General features: G+C 60.8%; 15 protein-coding genes. 5 read left to right on the forward strand and 10 right to left on the reverse strand.

The genetic code is table 11. The features are described 5' to 3' along the window. Positions 1–372: 372 nt before the first annotated feature. A complete protein-coding gene (gene rdgB, locus RUI03_RS00650; protein WP_317288347.1) occupies positions 373–1002 on the forward strand; it encodes an RdgB/HAM1 family non-canonical purine NTP pyrophosphatase in 630 nt (209 codons plus the stop codon). Continuing rightward, complete coding sequence (hemW, locus tag RUI03_RS00655) at positions 999–2132, forward strand: radical SAM family heme chaperone HemW (RefSeq protein WP_317288348.1); 1134 nt, start codon at positions 999–1001, stop codon at positions 2130–2132. Before rdgB ends, hemW begins: the two co-directional genes overlap by 4 nt. A 2-nt stretch (positions 2133–2134) precedes the next feature. On the opposite strand, the gene RUI03_RS00660 is transcribed toward hemW, so the two are convergent. The 5 genes from RUI03_RS00660 to rsmI form a co-directional block, all read right to left on the reverse strand. Further along, positions 2135–4009: a response regulator gene (locus RUI03_RS00660; RefSeq protein ID WP_317288349.1), complete on the reverse strand. Its 1875-nt coding sequence runs from the start codon at positions 4007–4009 to the stop codon at positions 2135–2137. A gap of 89 nt (positions 4010–4098) precedes the next feature. After that, positions 4099–5667, reverse strand: a complete 1569-nt coding sequence (locus RUI03_RS00665) for a YifB family Mg chelatase-like AAA ATPase (RefSeq protein ID WP_317288350.1) — start codon at positions 5665–5667, stop codon at positions 4099–4101. An 82-nt stretch (positions 5668–5749) separates the two neighbouring features. Continuing rightward, positions 5750–6301, reverse strand: coding sequence for a BON domain-containing protein (locus tag RUI03_RS00670; RefSeq protein ID WP_317288351.1), 552 nt, complete (start codon positions 6299–6301; stop codon positions 5750–5752). A 70-nt stretch (positions 6302–6371) separates the two neighbouring features. Then, complete coding sequence (locus tag RUI03_RS00675; RefSeq protein WP_317288352.1) at positions 6372–6773, reverse strand: YraN family protein; 402 nt, start codon at positions 6771–6773, stop codon at positions 6372–6374. Beyond that, positions 6752–7588, reverse strand: coding sequence for a 16S rRNA (cytidine(1402)-2'-O)-methyltransferase (gene rsmI / locus RUI03_RS00680; protein WP_317288353.1), 837 nt, complete (start codon positions 7586–7588; stop codon positions 6752–6754). The genes RUI03_RS00675 and rsmI overlap by 22 nt, the downstream gene beginning before the upstream one ends. Before the next feature lie 144 nt (positions 7589–7732). Between rsmI and RUI03_RS00685 the strand changes: the two genes are divergently transcribed. Continuing rightward, positions 7733–9121, forward strand: a complete 1389-nt coding sequence (locus tag RUI03_RS00685; RefSeq protein WP_317288354.1) for a penicillin-binding protein activator — start codon at positions 7733–7735, stop codon at positions 9119–9121. On the opposite strand, the gene RUI03_RS00690 is transcribed toward RUI03_RS00685, so the two are convergent. Beyond that, the gene (locus RUI03_RS00690; protein ID WP_317288355.1) at positions 9122–9559 is read right to left on the reverse strand and encodes a hypothetical protein; all 438 of its coding nucleotides are present in this window, start codon (positions 9557–9559) and stop codon (positions 9122–9124) included. A gap of 145 nt (positions 9560–9704) precedes the next feature. Here RUI03_RS00690 and RUI03_RS00695 point away from each other — a divergent pair, with 145 nt between their 5' ends. After that, positions 9705–10304: a DUF1134 domain-containing protein gene (locus RUI03_RS00695; RefSeq protein ID WP_317288356.1), complete on the forward strand. Its 600-nt coding sequence runs from the start codon at positions 9705–9707 to the stop codon at positions 10302–10304. A 51-nt stretch (positions 10305–10355) separates the two neighbouring features. Here the strand turns inward: RUI03_RS00695 and RUI03_RS00700 are convergent, their stop codons facing one another. The 3 genes from RUI03_RS00700 to pnp all read right to left on the reverse strand — a co-directional run bounded on the left by RUI03_RS00700 (position 10356) and on the right by pnp (position 15965). Continuing rightward, positions 10356–12578 (reverse strand): TonB-dependent receptor, encoded by a 2223-nt coding sequence (locus RUI03_RS00700; RefSeq protein ID WP_317288357.1) that lies wholly within the window; start codon positions 12576–12578, stop codon positions 10356–10358. A gap of 114 nt (positions 12579–12692) precedes the next feature. Further along, a complete protein-coding gene (locus RUI03_RS00705) occupies positions 12693–13700 on the reverse strand; it encodes an NAD(P)-dependent alcohol dehydrogenase (RefSeq protein ID WP_317288358.1) in 1008 nt (335 codons plus the stop codon). A 129-nt stretch (positions 13701–13829) separates the two neighbouring features. Beyond that, positions 13830–15965, reverse strand: a complete 2136-nt coding sequence (pnp, locus tag RUI03_RS00710) for a polyribonucleotide nucleotidyltransferase (RefSeq protein WP_317288359.1) — start codon at positions 15963–15965, stop codon at positions 13830–13832. Positions 15966–16152: 187 nt separating this feature from the next. Here pnp and trhA point away from each other — a divergent pair, with 187 nt between their 5' ends. Then, entirely contained in the window at positions 16153–16857 is a 705-nt protein-coding gene (trhA, locus tag RUI03_RS00715; RefSeq protein ID WP_317288360.1) for a PAQR family membrane homeostasis protein TrhA, read from the forward strand. Here trhA and RUI03_RS00720 read toward each other — a convergent pair whose 3' ends face one another. Next, positions 16858–18372, reverse strand: coding sequence for a hypothetical protein (locus tag RUI03_RS00720; protein WP_317288361.1), 1515 nt, complete (start codon positions 18370–18372; stop codon positions 16858–16860). Positions 18373–18399 lie beyond the last annotated feature (27 nt).

Raw genomic sequence — 18399 nt, forward strand, 5'->3', positions numbered from 1 at the left:
GTCGCGACTGTTCCCGGATCCGTGTGACAAACAGCATGGGGCATTTTCTGCCATGATACTGCTTTTGATCGCCCAAAATGCGCCTGTTTGGCAGGCAAGTGCAACATCGGTCAGATGTCAGCCCTGCCCTTCCTGCCAAACCGCACGTGCAGAGCGCGGACGTCACTACACGATCAGGCTGAAGTCGGCTACTGCTGTGCCAAGACCCAGTAGAATAAAACTGACGCCAACACCCGCGACAAGCGCGGACAGAACCGACCCAAAACGCGAAGTAGACATTTTAATTTCCCTTTCTCGGTGTACGAAACCGAACGGCTTCGTTGAATAACGATATGGATATGTCGAAAAGCGATACAAGATCAGGATTGAGAAATGCCGGTGGAAAATGTTGTTCGACTGCAAAGCGGCCAGAAACTCGTTCTTGCCACCCATAATGCGGGCAAGGTGCGTGAATTTCAGCGGATGATGGGTGAAGAGGTGCACATTGTCTCTGCCGAGGAACTCGGGCTCGCCGAGCCGGAAGAGACCGGCACGACCTTTGTGGATAACGCCCTTCTGAAGGCAAAGGCGGCGGCAACGGCCAGCGGGCTGGTCTCCATGGCGGATGATTCAGGTCTCGCCGTGGCGGGGCTGGGGGGCGAGCCGGGCATCTATTCCGCGCGCTGGGCGGGGCCGGGCAAGGACTACGCCCAGGCCTTTGCCCGTATTGCCGACGAATTGGCCGGGCGGCATGTCAAAGCGCCTTTCAATGCCGCTTTCGTCTGCGTTCTTGCTGTCGTCACCCCGGACGGAGACCAACTGGTGGCCGAAGGGCGGGTTGACGGCACGCTCGTTTTTCCGCCGCGCGGCGAGGCGGGGTTCGGCTATGACTCCATCTTCGTGCCGGAGGGCGCCGAGAAGACCTTTGCCGAAATGGCGCCGGACGACAAAGCGGCCTATTCTCACCGTGCACGGGCCTGGCGCATCATGGCACCGCAACTGATGCCCGAGGTCGGCCAGTGAGTGTTCGCACCGGGGTCTATCTGCACTGGCCCTATTGCGCGCGCATCTGTCCGTACTGTGACTTTAACGTCGTGAAGGCGCGCGACATCGACATGCATCGATGGCAGCGCGCGCTGACCGAAGATATCCGGTACTGGCGTGATCGGCTTGGCGCCCGGACGCTCGACAGTTTCTATTTCGGAGGGGGCACCCCATCATTGATGGAGCCTGAGCTCGTCCGTGCCGTGCTGGACAAGACGGCCGCACTGTTCGCCTTCAATATTGACGCCGAGATCACGCTCGAAGCCAATCCGACCGATGCTGAAATTGATCGGTTTGCGGACTATGGACGTGCTGGTGTCAATCGGCTGTCCCTTGGGGTGCAGTCTTTTGATGATGACCAGCTCAAATTTCTGGGGCGAAACCACAATGGCCATGCGGCAGCGCGCGCCCTTAATCGGGCGCTGGAAAGTTTCGGGCTCGTGACGTTCGACCTCATTTACGGTCTGCCTGATGAAAGCGCCCATGATTGGGAAGAGCGCCTTGTCAAAGCCTGCGCCATGGGCGCGGGGCATCTGTCGCTCTATCAACTGACGATTGAGCAGGGGACGGCATTCGGGCTGGCCGTCGGCCGGGGGGACTGGTCACCGCCAGATGAGGACATGGCTGCGGACTTGTACGAAATCACCCAGTCGGTGACTCGCGTTGCAGGGTTGCCGGCCTATGAAATTTCCAATCACGCCAGGCCAGGTCAGGAGGCGGTGCACAACTCCCTTTACTGGCAGGGGGCAGACTGGATCGGCATCGGACCGGGTGCCCACGGACGATTGACCCTGGGCGGGCACCGAACCGCCATTATTGGTGAGCCGAACGTTGAACAATATCTGTCCATGACGCCGGCGGAACGCTACGCCGAGGAACGCCTCGACGATCTCGCCATCGCGACCGAAGCCTTGGCGGGTGGCCTGCGGCAGGTCGCGGGCATAGATTTGAGGGCGCTCGGTGATGATATCCGAGATCGGATCGCGCCGGTCTGCTCGCGTCTCTCAGATGAGGGATTTTTGACTCAGGACTCCACGTATCTTCGCATCAGTCCCAAGGGTCGTCTGTTGACCGACCATATTGTCAGCCAGCTGACAACAGCGCTCTAGTCTCAGCTGACGGCGCGGGGCGCTTCCTCAAGCTGTCCGGTCCACCGCTCCAGCATGGCGATAAGGTCGTTGGGATCAAACGGCTTTGACAGGAAGTCGTTCATGCCGGCCGCCAGGCATTCCTCACGGTCAGCGGTGGAAGCGTTAGCCGTCAGCGCGATGATCGGCGTATCGGTGGCCCCCTGCGACCGCAGTCGCCGCGTGGCCTCCAGCCCATCCATCTCGGGCATCCGCATGTCCATCAGGACGATGTCATATGGAGCGTGTGCAAATGTTTCGACGGCTTCGCGGCCATTACCGGCGAGGTCGACATAGTGACCCGCGCGCTTGAGAATGGCCGTCGCGAGGACCGAATTGATCTGATTGTCTTCGGCCAGAAGGACCCTCAGCTTGCGTGACGTTGACGGACCAGTCCCGACATCCTTGGAATCAAGACGTTCTGCCCGTGGCGCCCGCTGCGGTGCGTCCGTCAGTCGTTCCATCAGACTGGACTGGCGGATCGGCTTGATGAGATAGCTCGAAAAGCCTGCACGCCGGAAAGCTTCGAGCCGGCCCCGGGCGACCGGTGAGAGAAGGACGATGGCACGCGGTGAGGCCTTGGCCAGACGGGCGCCGTCACTGGCGGCGAATTTCAGGTCGCACAACAGGGCCGCGCGCGGGGAACGGGACAGAAGGCCCAGCGCCTCTTCCGGTGTCTCGGCAAACATGACCTTTGAAATACCCGCCGCATCAAGCTGCAGCATCAGCATACGCCGCAGAAAAGCGTTGTCCGTCGCAACGACCACGGGATGGTCGAATTTGAGCTCGTCTTCCGTACGCGGCTGGTCCGGTGCGGCAGGCAGCGGGATTTCAAAGGCAAACGTACTGCCGGTGCCGATTTCGCTCTCGACACTGATTGTCCCGCCCATGGCCTTGACGATCTGCTGCGCGATGGAGAGGCCAAGGCCCGTCCCTTCATAGCCGCGCGACCGTGTGTCATCGGCCTGGGCAAATTCATTGAAGATGCGGTCAATGTTCGATTTGGAAATGCCAATGCCAGTGTCCGTGACGCTGAACCGCAGGACAGGGACAGCGTCGTTCTGTCCAACGACACGCAGTTCAAGGCTGACACCGCCCTCTTCGGTGAATTTGACGCCATTGCCAGCAAGGTTGAGAATGACCTGACGAAGGCGCGCTTCGTCACCGAGCAGTCGCGCCGGCACATCCGGCGCAACGAAGCTGGCAATCTCGAGGCCCTTATGGGCCGCCCGGGGCGAAAGAAGTTCGGCGATCGACTGCAACAGACCGGCTGGGTCCATGACCTGCTCTTCAAGCTCAAGATGGCCGGCCTCGATCTTGGAATAGTCGAGAATATCGTTGATCAGTCCCAGGAGGGCCATGCCGGATTCCCGGACGGCCTCGGCATAGGTGCGCTGGTTGCTGTCGAGGTCGGTATCGATCATCAGACCGGTCATGCCCAGAATGCCGTTGAGCGGCGTGCGCATTTCATGGCTCATCGTGGCGAGGAAGCGCATTTTCGCCTGGCTCGCATCGTTCGCGCTGCGCGCCATGTCCTTCAGAATGGCCCAGCTCTTGCGGTCGCGCGTGACATCCTGGCCGGTGTAGAGGGTCTTGCCGCCGTCAAGTGGGGAGACGGTCCATTCGATCAGCCGCGCGGCAGAGTTGGTATCAATCGCCGTAGTGAACCGGCTGGTGACAGGGTGGGGCGATTTGACGGGCCGAATGCCGGTGGGTCGCTTGGTCGGGGAGAAAACGTCACCCTTTTCCAGCGCCCCTGCCTCTTCGGCAGCAGCGTTCAGATAGGTGACCTGGTCCTGCTCATCGGTCATGACCGCCATCAAGGCGATGCGGTCGAGTACCGCCAGAGACACTGCCATAGAAACTCCCGTGGGACGAATAGGCAGCCAGAAAACTCCGAAAATTTGAAGAAAAGGTAAGGCTGTTGAAGATAGTGGCCGTCCGCCAGTTATTTCCGCTGCGTCGCGCTCTTCATCGCAGTGGGCTGGGCGAAATTCGCTGACGAATCAGCAGGTTCGCGCTGCCGGAAGCTGATGGCCTCCGCGATGTGGCGACGACGCACACCGTCGCCCCCATCAAGGTCGGCGAGGGTTCGGGCCACTTTCAAAATGCGCGTATAGGCCCGAGCGGACAAAGACAGGCTTTCGCAGGCGCGCGTCAGCAGCGCAGCACCCTCTGCATCGGGCTGCGCAATCGCCGCCAGATTCTGTTCGGATGCGCGGGCATTGAGAGCATCCGTCCCCGTCGAGCCCGCGCGATCTGCCTGGATGGCCCGCGCGGCGGCCACCCGTTCGGCGACCACGGCCGAACGTTCACCTGACGGGGGGGCGGCCAGATCCAGGGCCGTGACAGGCGGCGTTTCAATCGAGAGGTCCAGACGATCAAGGAAGGGGCCGGAGACCCGGGACTGGTATTGTTCCTCGCAATGGGCGCCGCGTCCGCAGGCCCGTCCACTGGCCCGGCCATAGCCGCAGCGGCATGGGTTCATTGCCGCGACAAGCTGAAAACAGGCAGGGTACCGGACATGGGCGTTGGCCCGGGCAATCCGCACATCGCCGGTCTCGAGCGGTTGCCGCAGGCTGTCCAGCACGGTCGCCTGAAATTCGGGGAGCTCGTCGAGAAACAGGACACCGTGGTGGGCCAGCGACGCCTCGCCGGGCCGCGCCTTGCTGCCGCCGCCCACCATGGCGGGCATGGACGCGGAATGATGCGGCGAGCGGAAGGGTCTTGTGCGGGTCAGGGCGCCATCCTCGATCATGCCGGCCACCGACTGAATCATCGACACCTCCAGCATTTCCCGTGCGGTCAGCGGCGGCAACAGGCCCGGCAGGCGAGAGGCCATCATGGATTTTCCCGACCCCGGCGGACCGACCATGAGAAGATTGTGTCCACCAGCGGCGGCGATCTCGAGGGCGCGTTTGGCCGTTTCCTGACCTTTGACATCGTAAAGGTCAGGGGCCGGAGCACCTTCCTTGAGGGCGCCGGGCTTGGGCCGGGTCAGCACCTGCGTGCCCTTGAAATGATTGGCCAGCTGCAGCAGCGATTGGGGCGCGAGAATGCGGACCTCTTCTCCCGCCCACGCCGCTTCCGCGCCTGCCGCCTGGGGGCAGATCAGCCCCATATCCATGCTGTGTGCACTGATGGCCGCGGGCAGGGCCCCGTTGGTGGGGGCCAGCGTGCCATCGAGACCAAGCTCGCCCATGACGGCAAAACCATCAACCGCGTCCCGCGGCACCGCGCCCATTTCCACCATCAATGCAAGGGCGATGGGCAGGTCGAAATGACTGCCCTCTTTGCGCAGGTCGGCGGGGGCCAGATTGACCGTGATCCGCTTGGGGGGCATGCCAAGGCCAATCGCGGCAAAGGCGGACCAGATCCGCTCGCGCGCTTCCGAAACCGATTTGTCGGGCAGGCCGACCACGAAAAATTTCGGGTTGCCGCCGGTGATTTGCGCCTGCACCGAAACCGGACGCGCTTCGACGCCTTCAAACGCGAACGTTGTGACCTCAGCGACCATTCCTCTCTCCCCTGGTGCAGGCCGGTACAACCTGCGGAAGGAAGCGGAACATTACAAGAACAAAATGCAGTGGGCCCGCGTTTTATTTCTTGGCGCGTTTGGGGTCACCCACATAGATCACGTGGCTGACGATGTTCTTGACGCCTGAAATCGCCTGCGCCTGCCCCGTCACCCGGCCGAGTTCTTCAGGCCCCTGTGCGACGCCCAGGAGATAGACCGTGCCCTGACTGACAGCGATCTTGTAGTTGGAGCTGAACACCCCGTTATCGGCCAGCAGCGCCGCGCCGAGGCGCTCATCGATCAGGGCGTCAGCCGCGCCCTGCCGGATGCCGGTTTTCGGGCCGACGATGACCTCATTCAGTACGTCATCGACAGTGGAGACCATGGCCGCCTTCTGGGCGAGGGCGCGCCGAGCTTCTGTCGTTCTCACCGTTCCGCTGAGGAGGAGCCGGCTTTCAAAGACGGTAATATCGACATCGCCATAATCATGGGCATTGTCCGCAAAGAGATAGCGTTTGAGCGTCAGATTGGACGCGGAATCATCAAGGCCTTCGCCGAGGCTGCGGTTTGTAACGCAGGCAGTCATGCTCAAGGCGATAGCCAAGACGGTCAGAGACCTGAACAATTTCATCATTTTCGTCCTCTTCCTGTCCGGGGGCATTACAGGCCGAACAGCCCGATTATCGGTCAAGTTGTGATCACCGTCAAAAAAGATCATCAGGGTTAACGAGACGTTCATATGGCCGCCAGGCATCGGCCCAATGTCGCGGCCGATACCCCGCCACGGTCACCAGGTCATACCGCACTGATCCTGTGTGCCGCGGACGATATCGCGCCAGCCAGATGACGGCGGCCGCGCCAATGCGTCGCTCGCCCTGCGGCGAGAGGGAGAGCCTTGCTGCCTCATGGGTCGACCGCGACTTGACCTCGACCATCGCGATGGTGTCGCCGCGCTCGGCAATCAGGTCGACTTCACCGGCTTCACACCGGAACCGCCGGGCGAGAATTCGGTATCCTTTGAGGCCCAGCCAGAGGCCAGCGATCGTTTCTGCGCGGCGACCGCGCGCCTCGGCCTTTTCCCGTCCTAGCGGTCCTGATCGAGCCATCGCTGGTACAGATCCCTTTTCTTCCGACCGGTCACCGACGCAACATGGGCTGAAGCATCTTTCAGGCTCATCGTTTCCAGCGCCTCGGCCATCAATCGGTCCACATCGGCATCGCCCATCGCGACATCGGCGCGTGCCGGAACGATAAGGACAATCTCACCCTTGGGCGCTGTCTCGTCATAGCGGTCTGCGAGCGACAGGGCGTCACCCTCGACGACTTCTTCGTGCAGTTTTGTCAATTCGCGGGCGATCAGGACGGGCCCATCACCCAGGGTGGCGGCGATGTCGCGCAGGCAATCTGCAATCCGGGGCCCGGTCTCGTAGAAGACCAGTGTCTCTCCACGGCTGGACAGGGCATTGAGGCGCGTCCGTCGGGCGCCGGATTTGGGCGGCAGAAACCCCTGAAAGCTGAAGCGGTCGGTGGGCACACCTGCGATCGACAAGGCCGCAATCGCCGCGCAGGGACCCGGAATGGCGACGACCGTCAGGCCCCGCTCGCGCGCTTCGCGAACGAGTTTGAAACCCGGATCGGCAATCAGGGGCGTGCCAGCATCAGAAACGAGGGCGAGCGCGCCGCCCGCCTCAATGGCGTCCAGCACCTGCGGACGCACCGCCGCCCCATTATGGTCATGATAGGCACGCATCTTCGTTTTGATACCAAGGGCTTGCAGCAGCTTGCCGGTCACGCGCGTGTCTTCGCAAAGGATCTCGTCGGCAGCGGCGAGGGTCTGTTGCAGCCGCCGCGTGATGTCACCAAGATTGCCGATTGGCGTGGCGGCGACATAAAGACCGGGGGCGAGGGCGTTATCTGTCATGGGCATGCTTTGCCCATGGCGGGGCGGCATCGTCAATCATCGTGTCTGCCGTCATTTGGTCGGCACGAAGATTGTGGCGAAGGCCATGCTCGCCTATGGTAAATGAATAGCCGTCGACACAGCTACCAAGGGAACAAGGGCTCCATGATCGTCAAAACACTGCGCCGGGGCGCGCAACAGGTAGCCCTTCTCGGGCTCGGTATCGCCGCACTGGCCGCTTGTGAAACTGTTGAGCCGCCGGTGACCTATCCCAATGGTGATCAGACGCGCGTCCCGATGCGTGAGCCTGTCGAGCGGGATGAGGAGCGTTTTGCGACCGTGCCCCAGCAGCGCCGGTCCGAAGTTGTCCGTGTGGCGATTCTCCTGCCATTCTCGTCGACCTCTGAAAATATCGACACGGTGTCAGCCTCCATGCTGAAAGCGGCACAGATGGTGGCGTTCGAAAGTGAGAACGCCAAATACGTGCTTATTCCGAAAGACACGGGCGGAACGGCGGAAGGCGCGCTCAGCGCCGCTGAAGAAGCCGTGCGCGAGGGCGCCGAAATCATTCTTGGCCCGTTATTCTCGGAATCGGTGGACGCTGTCGCCTCGGTCGCGCGGCCCATGGGCATTCCGGTGATTGCGTTCTCGTCTGACAGCAAGGTGGCCGGCGACGGCGTCTATCTTCTCAGTTTCCCGCCTGAGGCTGAAATCTCCCGGGTCACGGCCTATGCGGTCGAGCAGGGCTATGCCCGTTTTGGTCTGATGGCCCCCTTCACGGAGTTTGGGGATCGGGTCGCCCAGTCCTTCTCAACCGAAGTCTATCAGCGCGGCGGCGATATCATTCATACGGAGCGGTATGAGCGCGCCGCCGACGCCATGATCGAGCCGGCCAAGCGCATGGCCGCCTATGCGGTGGAAACCTTCACCCCGGACTATGTCACGCCGCGCAATATGGGAATGAATGCCGGCTATCGGCAGGATCAGGAAAGCCGGATCAATGGCGATGACCCCTATATGGTGAGCGAGCCTGAGACCGCTGGGTCGATGGCCATGTCGGGGGGCTATCAGGCTGTCCTGCTGCCGGAGCAGGGCCGCTTGCTGCGGGCCCTTGCGCCGCTGTTCCCCTATTACAATGTGAATGTGCGGGAGGTGAAACTCCTTGGCCTGTCGGCCTGGAATAACCCGCTTCTGACGCGAGAGCCGGCCCTGAATGGCGGCTGGTTCGCCGCGCCTGACCCCTCGCTCGCCGAAGGGTTCAAGCGCCGCTATGAGGCTGCCTACGGGGAACGTCCCCCACGCCTTGCGTCACTGGCCTATGATGCGGCGCTGCTGACAGCGCGCCTGTCCCAACTACCTTACGACCGCCGGTTCTCTGTGGAGACCATCGCAAACCCCAATGGCTATCTGGGCGCGGACGGTCTGTTCCGGCTGCGCGCAGACGGGATGGTTGAGCGCGGGCTTGCCATTCTCGAAATTCGTCCATCAGGGATCACGGTCGTTGACCCGGCTCCGCGCAGTTTTGTGACGGCTCCGGACCAGACAGGGTACTGATCAGCCCTGGCAGCGAAGCACGGTCTCGTGGCGGTCGGCCATGGAAATCTCGATGCGATCCGTATCGGTATTGTCCAGCCGCCACTCCTGTCCGGCGACGCTTTGCCCTTCGATTGAACAATTGGCGGCGCTGATGCGCAGTTCACCGGCTGCCTCGGTGATCGATGAGATCGGACAGGACATCGTGCCCGGCTGGTCGGTGAAACGTTCAACGACCGTCTCGGCGGTAAACTGCCAGTCCGGGCCGCCGGGGCACAGCGGGTCCCGGCCAAAGTCTCTAAGATAGTAGGCCTGATACTGGTCGGCAGCGGACATCATGCGTTCGGTCCGATTGTCATCGGCGGTGGTCGGTGTCGCGGGATCGCTCTCCCCGCCACAGCTCGCCAGACCAATGCTGAGCATCAGTAGCGTGACGCGTTTTCCCTTGAAAATGTGCATCGTCCTGGTCCCTCGCTTCATGACAGGCCAATCGCTACCAACTCTTCATCCGGCCTTCAGTTCCTTTTGTGGAACACAGGATTGTCACTAGGCGTTTGAACCGAAACATCGCACGGATTGCGATCTTGAAGAGGGAAGTTGGATCATGAACAGAATTGCGACCGTGCTGCTGACTGCGGCCTTGTCGGCCTTGCCGCTCAGCGGGTGCATATCGCCTCGCACGAGCGCTGAAACGTCGCCGCCACCACCCCCGCCCAGCGATGGTGATTTTACGCAGTCTGGCGTCGTATCCGCTGTCGAAGACTGGCTTGGCGTTTCGGCAGAAACGGCTGGCACCCTCGTCCAAAGAACCTTCGCCGATCTGGGTGAGCCGAACGGCTACATCTACGGCGAAGAAGCGTCAGGCGCGATCGGCCCTGGCCTGCGCTACGGCCATGGCACGCTGGTCATGCGCAACGGCTACAGCCAACCGGTATACTGGCAGGGGCCATCGATCGGCTGGGATGTTGGCGCCAACGCGTCGAAGACATTTACGCTGGTCTATGACATTCCCCACCCCGATGAAATCTATCGTCGGTTCCCGGGGGTCGAGGGGACGGCTTATCTCGTCGGCGGGGTCGGCGTGAATTATCAGCGTGCAGAGAATATCACTCTGGTGCCCATGCGGGCCGGTGTCGGTGCCCGTCTCGGCGCTAATGTAGGCTATCTCGCCTATAGCCGCGACCCGCGCGTCTGGCCGTTCTGATCGCCTAGATCTAACGTTGAAAAGCCGCCGGCGCCCGCTGGCGGCTTTTTGTTATCTGGACAGGCTAAGCTCCACCCCCACAACGCGCGGCGCGCCGCGAAAAGTGTTGTAGCCGATAAAACCATAACCGGACACGGCGTAGTCCTCATCCGTCAGATTGCGTCCAAACAGACCAATGGATACGCCTTGGTCCGCCAGCGCGTAACGGACCGACGCATCCAGAAGCGCATAGCCTCCCTGGCGGCGATCATCCCGCCCTTCAGCGTCAAGATAGAATTCACTGCGGTACTTTGTGTGCGCATCAAAAACGACGCTGCGCTGATCGGCGAGCGGGTGGGTGTAGCGCGCTGACAGGGTGGCGGAGACTTCCGGGGCAAAGGGCAGGGGGTTGCCGTCAAACAGGTCGCTGTTGCTGATCGTGACATCTTCATCGGTCTGGCTGATTTCCGTATGCAGAAGGGTCAGCCCGCCGCGAATGTTCAGCCGGGGCGATGCCGTCCAATCAAGATCCGCCTCAATACCGCTTGATGTGGCCTCATCCAGATTGCTGAGTGAATTGCTGGTGATGACGCTGCCATCCGGTTGCGGGAAGGCGACGAAAATACGGGCCTGGGGCGCGTCATAAAGCTGATGGAAAAGGGCGGTGTTGAAGCGCAGGCCAGTGGTGGGCTGCGCCTTCAGACCCAGTTCATAATTGATGACGGTCTCGGCTTCGAACAGTCCCTCGTCGGCGAAGTGATCCGCATTGTTCTGCACTTCACCATTGAACCCGCCTGACTTGTAGCCAGTAGACAAGAGGCCATAGGCGTTCCAGCCCTGGCCCAACGTTCGGTGCAGCGCTGCGTTATAGGTCAGCCTTGTGTCGTCAATGGTGTTCGACCCCACCGCGGGGCCTACGCCATCACGATCGTTGAGGGCGGTGATGCCGTCGTCAAAGACGTGCAGGCCGAACCCGTCCCCTTTGATATTTTCATGGGTCGCGCGGGCACCGAGGATAAGACGGGTCTTCGGACTGACCGCAAGATCCGTGCGGGCAAACAGCGCTTCGGTCTTTCGCGACTGGTTGATCCGTGTAAGGAGGGACATAGGCATTCCATCCGATGCGGGATCAGGGCCAACGCGCCCCGGTGCCCCGACATAGGGGCAGGAACCGATCAGCGTCTTCTCGTCAAGCGTCCCGCACCAGATCAGGTAATCCTGCTTGAAGTCATCAATGGCGGCGGTCGCACCCAGCATCAGGTCGTGCTGACCGAAGGAACGGTTCAGGCGAAACTCCTCGCTCCATTGGGCGAATTCACGGTCATAGGACAAATTGGCATTCAGATTCGGATTCCCGAAAGGTGCCTGCGCGCCGTCAAAATCGAAGCCGTAATTCTGGTCATAGCCTTCAAACGCTGAAAGCGAATAGACTGACCAGTCGCCCCATTGCGATGTCACCTCAACCGATGCGCCATAGAAATGACTGTCTGTATGCTGAGCGCCATCGGGGCCGATGGAGATATCGTGGCCGTCCAGTTCGAGACCATCATTGCGTGGCGAGGGGTTGATTCCCGCATCTTTCTCCACGTGCAGGCGCACAAGTACATCGGTGTTGGCATTGTCGAACAGGAGGCTGGTCCGGATACCAAATTCATCCCGCTCGCCGCCAGCCGATGACGGACCGGGGGGATAGTCAGCATCGGTGACCACATTGTCCAGCAGGGCGTCCTGTACCAAGCGACGTACTGCGATGCGGCCATGGATGGTGTCGGTGAACGAGGTGCCCCAGCCGCCGGACAGGTCGACCAGACCCGCCGACCCCGCACGCAGGCGCGCCGCTCTGGGCTGATCAGCAGACGGACGGATAGTCAGGAAGTTGATGGCGCCGCCAGACGCGTTGCGGCCATAGAGCGTGCCCTGGGGCCCGCGCAACACTTCGGCGCGTTCCACATCATAGAGCATGAAGCCTGTCTGGACATTGGTCGCAAGGAAGACGCCGTCGCTATAGACCGCGGCCCCGCCGGGGGTCAGAGCCTGGTGATCCACCGCACCAATACCGCGGATCTGGTAGGCGATCTGCGTGCCGTTTGCGACGGCGGCTTCAACGCCAGCCAATCGCTCACTCAGCTCCTCAGCCGATGACAGCCCGTCGAGCCCACCGGTGTCTGATACGGTCAGGACACTGACGCTCCCGGCAGAATCAACGATCTCGGTGGGTGTCTTGGTCGCCGTGACGGTAATGGTATCTGTCGGTGAGGCCGCCTGCATCAGCAGGGCAAGGGTCATCAGAGGCATAGCATACTCAACCGGCGGCCCCGCTGACTTCCCCTCAAGCCGGGCCCGCTCTTTTATACGTCAGATGCAGGAAGCGCCGGTTGAATATCGTTCGATGATGGTGGTGTCCACCGGTTAGATCGACACGGCGATTTTTCCGAAATGTTTTCCGGCTTCTTCATGTCTGAACGCATCGGCCAGCTGCTCCAGAGGATACACGCTGTCGATGACGGGGCGGATGCCGGTATTTTCAAGCGCTTTGACAAAATCCTGTTGTTGACGACGATTGCCGACGATCAAACCGCGCAGGCTCTGCTGCTTCCGCATGAAATTTGCCGTTGGAATATTACCTGATGCACCGGTCAGTACACCGATGAGGTGTATTTGTCCGCCAATACGCGCCGCGCTGATCGACTGGGGCAGCGTGCCTGGCCCACCGAGCTCGATGACGTGATCGACGCCATGGCCGTGAGTCCACTCTTCAATCGCCGGGTACCATTCCTCATGGGTCCGGTAGTTGACCGTGAAGTCGGCACCCAACTCTTTTGCCTTGGTCAGCTTTTCATCAGATGACGAGGTGATGGCGACCCGTGCCCCCATGGCCTTCGCAATTTGGAGGGCAAAAATGGAAACCCCGCCGGTCCCGAGGGTCAGGACCGTATCGCCGGCCTTCAGGCCTCCATGGACGATGAGAGCCCGCCATGCGGTCAGGCCGGCCGTGGTGATCGTCGCCGCCTCCTCATGGCTCCAGCCTTCAGGGGCCAGCGTGAAGGCGCTTACGGGGCGAACGACCACTTCGCTCGCAAACCCGTCAATGCCGTCGCCCGGTGTCTGGGAGAAGTCGCCAATCGTTGGCTCGCCATCGGCCCAGTAGGGGAAGAAGGTAGAGACGACGCGGTCGCCCTCCTTGAACTCTGTGACGCCGTCGCCCACGGCCTCGACGACCCCGGCACCATCGGAAAGGGGGATGCGCCCATCGGCTGACGGCATGCGGCCGCTGACGACCCCAAAATCATGAAAGTTCAGACTGCTGGCGTGAATACGGACGCGCACTTCGCCCCGGCCGGGCGCGCCGGGGTCGTCTGCGTCCACAAGGGTCAACTGATCGAGGCCTGCTGGGGCCTTAAGCGTCATCTGTTTCATGATTGATTCGTCCTTTGTCTGACAGGCGGGATGTCGGGTGCCTGTCGGCCCTGACAAGGGACAGCCGGATTTAAGTGCACAAAAAAGCCCCGCCGAAGCGGGGCTTTTCGTCTCAGGTCGACGCCGAAATTACTCGTCGCCGGAGTTCTTGTCTTCGCGGGCCATTTCCTTGCCTGTTTCCTGATCGACGATCTTCATCGACAGCTTGGTCTTGCCGCGATCATCGAAGCCCAAGAGCTTTACGAACACTTCATCGCCTTCCTTGACCACATCGGTGGTTTTCTCAGGGCGACCATTCGACAGCTGGCTGATGTGCACAAGGCCATCACGCGCGCCGAAGAAGTTGACGAAAGCACCAAAGTCCATGGTCTTGACGACCTTGCCTTTGTAGATCTCGCCGACTTCAGGCTCATCCGTCAGACCACGGATCCATTTGATTGCCGCTTCGATCGAGGCGCCGTCAGAAGAGGCGATCTTGATCGTGCCATCGTCTTCGATGTTGATCTTGGCACCCGTCTTCTCGACGATTTCGCGAATGACCTTGCCGCCTGAACCGATGACGTCACGGATCTTGTCGACCGGGATCTTCATCGTTTCAATGCGTGGGGCAAACTCGCCGAGCTCACCACGGTTCTCGCTAAGCGCCTTGTTCATCTCGCCGAGGATGTGGAGGCGACCGTCCTTCGCCTGGCCAAGAGCGACCTTCATGATCTCCTCGGTGATGCCGGCAACCTTGATGTCCATCTGCAGCGATGTGACGCCTTCGGACGTACCGGCGACCTTGAAGTCCATATCGCCGAGGTGATCTTCATCACCCAGAATATCGGACAGGACGGCGAACTTCTCGCCCTCAAGGATCAGGCCCATGGCGATACCGGCAACAGCCCGCTTCAGCGGGACGCCAGCGTCCATCAGCGCAAGGGAGGAACCGCAGACCGTGGCCATGGACGAAGAGCCGTTCGACTCCGTGATCTCTGACACGAGACGCAGAACGTAAGGGAACTCTTCTGCAGACGGCAGAACCGCTTTCACGGCGCGCCATGCCAGCTTGCCGTGGCCGATCTCGCGGCGACCTGGGGAGCCCATGCGGCCTGTTTCGCCAACCGAGTAGGGAGGGAAGTTGTAGTGCAGCAGGAAGCGTTCCTTGTATGTGCCTTCCAGCGCGTCGATAAACTGCTCATCGTCTGATGTGCCGAGCGTCGCAACGACAATAGCCTGTGTCTCACCGCGGGTGAAAAGGGCCGAGCCGTGGGTCCGCGGCAGGATGCCGACTTCGGACACGATGGGACGAACCGTCTTGGTGTCACGACCGTCAATCCGGTTGCCCGTTTCGATCACGTCGTTACGGACGATGTCGGATTCGATCGATTTGAGCAGCGAGCCCAGAACGGTGCCATCGATCGGATCTTCGACGCCTTCGCCAGCCAGCTGTTCTTTCGCTTTGGCTTTGACCGCGTTGATCTTCTCCTGGCGAACCTGCTTGACCTTCTCCTGATAAGCGTCGCGGAGGCCAGCTTCAGCAACGGCGCGCACGCGAGGCATCAGGTCGGAATGGTCAGCCGGGGTGTAGTCCCAAGGCTCTTTTGCGCACTCTTCAGCGAACGCGATGATGAAGTCGACGGCTTCCTTGGCGGCTGTGTGACCAGCAACGACGGCGCCGAGCATGATGTCTTCCGACAGTTCCTTGGCTTCTGATTCCACCATCATCACGGCATCGGCGGTGCCGGCCATGATCAGGTCGAGGTCACTGTCAGGCAGTTCTGCTGTCGTCGGGTTGATGACATAATTGCCGTCAATATAGGCGACGCGGGCTGCGCCAATCGGGCCCATGAACGGAATGCCGGAGATCGTGAGGGCTGCAGAAGCCGCGATCATCGACACAACATCCGGATCATTCTCCAGATCGTGGCTCATGACCGTACAGACGACCTGCACCTCATTCTTGAAGCCAGGGACAAAGAGGGGGCGGATCGGACGGTCGATCAGGCGCGATGTCAGCGTTTCTTTCTCGCTTGGACGGCCTTCACGTTTGAAAAAGCCGCCAGGGATACGGCCGGCGGCATAGGTTTTTTCCTGGTAATTCACGGTCAGCGGGAAAAAGTCCTGGCCCGGTTTGGCCTCTCTTTGACCCACGACAGTGGCAAGCACTGTTGTTTCGCCGTAGGTCGCGAGCACCGCGCCATCGGCCTGACGGGCAATGCGGCCCGTTTCGAGGGTCAGCATCTTGCCAGCCCATTCAGTCGTTTTTTTCGTGATGTTGAACATTCAATTCGTCTTTTCGTAATCTGGGCCCGGCCGGATTGCCTTTGGCCCCTGATCGTTTCTGCGTTTTTGCGAACGATGGCGCGCTTGTGCGTCAGGTGACGACCTTATGCAACTGACGGTCATGAGAGTTGATGCGCTTTCGCCATTTTTCCGCCGCGAATTCGCGCTTTGGTGAAGAACATGCTCTATGTTGAGAACCATGATCCTTCCCCGCGCCTATCATGATGGACGTCAGGTCCACACCGCCCTCGAAGAAATCCTTCACGCCGTCACTCATGGGATCGGGATTGCGCTGGCTATCGCTGCACTCGTTTTCCTGATTTTGAAGGCCGTGGCGTGGGGTACCGCGCTAGAGGTGACTGCCGTCAGCATTTATGGCGGCTGCGCGATCTTTCTCTATCTGGCGTCCACCATCTATCACGCAGCGTTCAAGCTGTCGGTGCAGCCGTTCCTCGAGGTCGTGGACCACGCGGCCATCTATCTGAAAATCGCCGGATCCTACACACCGTTTGCCCTTATCACCCTGCCTGAACTGTCGGGTAAGGTCATTATGGCGGTAGTCTGGACGATTGCCGGACTGGGGGTCGCGTACAAATTCATCGCCCATTATGTCGACCGGCTGCGGGGCAAGCATGACTGGATTTCGCTCGCAGGCTATGTGGGCATGGGCTGGATCGCGATTTTCGTGGTGCACCAGCTTTTCCGCGAGCTGCCCGTCGCGGGCTTCATCTGGCTTGTCGCGGGCGGTCTTTGTTTTACCGTGGGGGCGTTTTTCTACGCCTGGCGGTCACGGCGATACACGCACACGATTTTCCATGTGTTTGTTCTGGCGGGCAGTATCTGCCATTTCGTGTCGATCTACGGCTTCGTGCTGCCTGGCAGGGACACCTGATCAGGCGGTCTGCGCGAGGACGAATCCCACGAGACCCGCAAAGATCAGGGCGATGATGCCAAAAGCCAATTTGGACCGATCGGTCGTGCCAGCCTGAGGGCGCAGACCCTCATCCACCATGGGGCGCAGGGCCGGGAAATCCGCCAGACGGCGCGCACCGGGCAGGCTCATGATCTCTTTCAGCACAGGTTTCATCGCATCATAGCGGGTTGCCGGCACATCCACGGCCACGACCAGCGGCTGGCCGGGACGATTGTCGAGCGAGGTCAGGCGGAATGAAAGGCCCTGATCGGTCAGGGATTTCAGCACCGATGAATAGTCCCGAGCGCCTTCGCCGACCGTGTTGAACATATAGAGCGCGCGCACGAGCGCCGGTGTTTCGAACCCGCGCGTCTTGGCTGGAGCCGTGTCGGTGGCGAGCGGGTACAGCGCGCGGCTGTCCACTTTCTTGCTCACTGATTTTTCTGCCGGTACGAAATGAGAGCGCAGGACCGCCATCTCGAACTGCGCAGGATCATCTTTCGGCGACGCTTTCAGGGCCTTGCCCTTCGTCATCGCAATGAATGAAGACCGAATGCGGTCGGCACCCGCCATTTCGGATTCCAGAATCACGTAATCGCTGTCGAAATGATAGCCGTCAGCGCTCATGGCCTTGTCATGGGACAACAGGACGCCGATCACCGGTTTGGTGTGGTTGCCGCCGCGGGTCTTGCTGACCCGCGTATGCTCTGTCCCAGAAAACTGGGTTTCAACAATCCGATGCGGATCGAGCATGCCGCTCGCGATGCGCAGACCTTCACGATAGGTGTCCACGCCGTCAGGCAGAAGCTGAACATCAACGCCCTTGGCTTTCAGGCCGTCAATGGCGGCAGCACAGTGCTTCATCGCGTCGGCGGGGGCGTAAACCCGGGTGACCTTTCGGAGATAACGCTGCTGCTTCTCACGGTTCCAGCGGAAGACACCGGCATTGCCCGTGGGCGCAAAGCTGTCGGCATAGCCTGACTGTTCAATCTCGTGGACGAGGTCGGTGGGCACGGCGAGCACGTAATTGCTCTCGGCCACATATTCGCGCAGCACCTTGTTTTGGGGGAAATCCACCAATGCGCTCAACGTATCGCGATTGAAGCTCAGATCATTGTCATAGAGCGGCACAACACCGACTTGCGCCTGGCGGGCAATGACGGCGGAGAAGGTCGCTTCGGCTGTGGTGCGCGGCGACGTCCAGGTCCGGTAAGCGTAGTCGAGCCCTTCATCGGGCTTGGCTGGACGCTCATCAAGGACGGCAAGTCCGGCTGAACCGCCTGTTGAAAGGCTGACGCCATAGGCCGAGGCGACGCGCTGGGTCGGGTCGGGAAGAGAGGTCTGGGGCGCGGCGGCACCGCTGGCGTCCGTAATGGCCCGGCCATTCTCGTCCAGCTTGATTCCGTATCGGAACATGTGCGCGGCCACCTGCTCGGCTACCCACGCGCCAAGGCCGTGCCGTTCGTCCTGAAAAGCGACTATCTGGTTCGCCATCACACCATTCCCCTCTGGACCTTTCGG

It is taken from the genome of Parvularcula sp. LCG005 (assembly GCF_032930845.1).
Taxonomy (GTDB): Bacteria; Pseudomonadota; Alphaproteobacteria; order Caulobacterales; family Parvularculaceae; genus Parvularcula.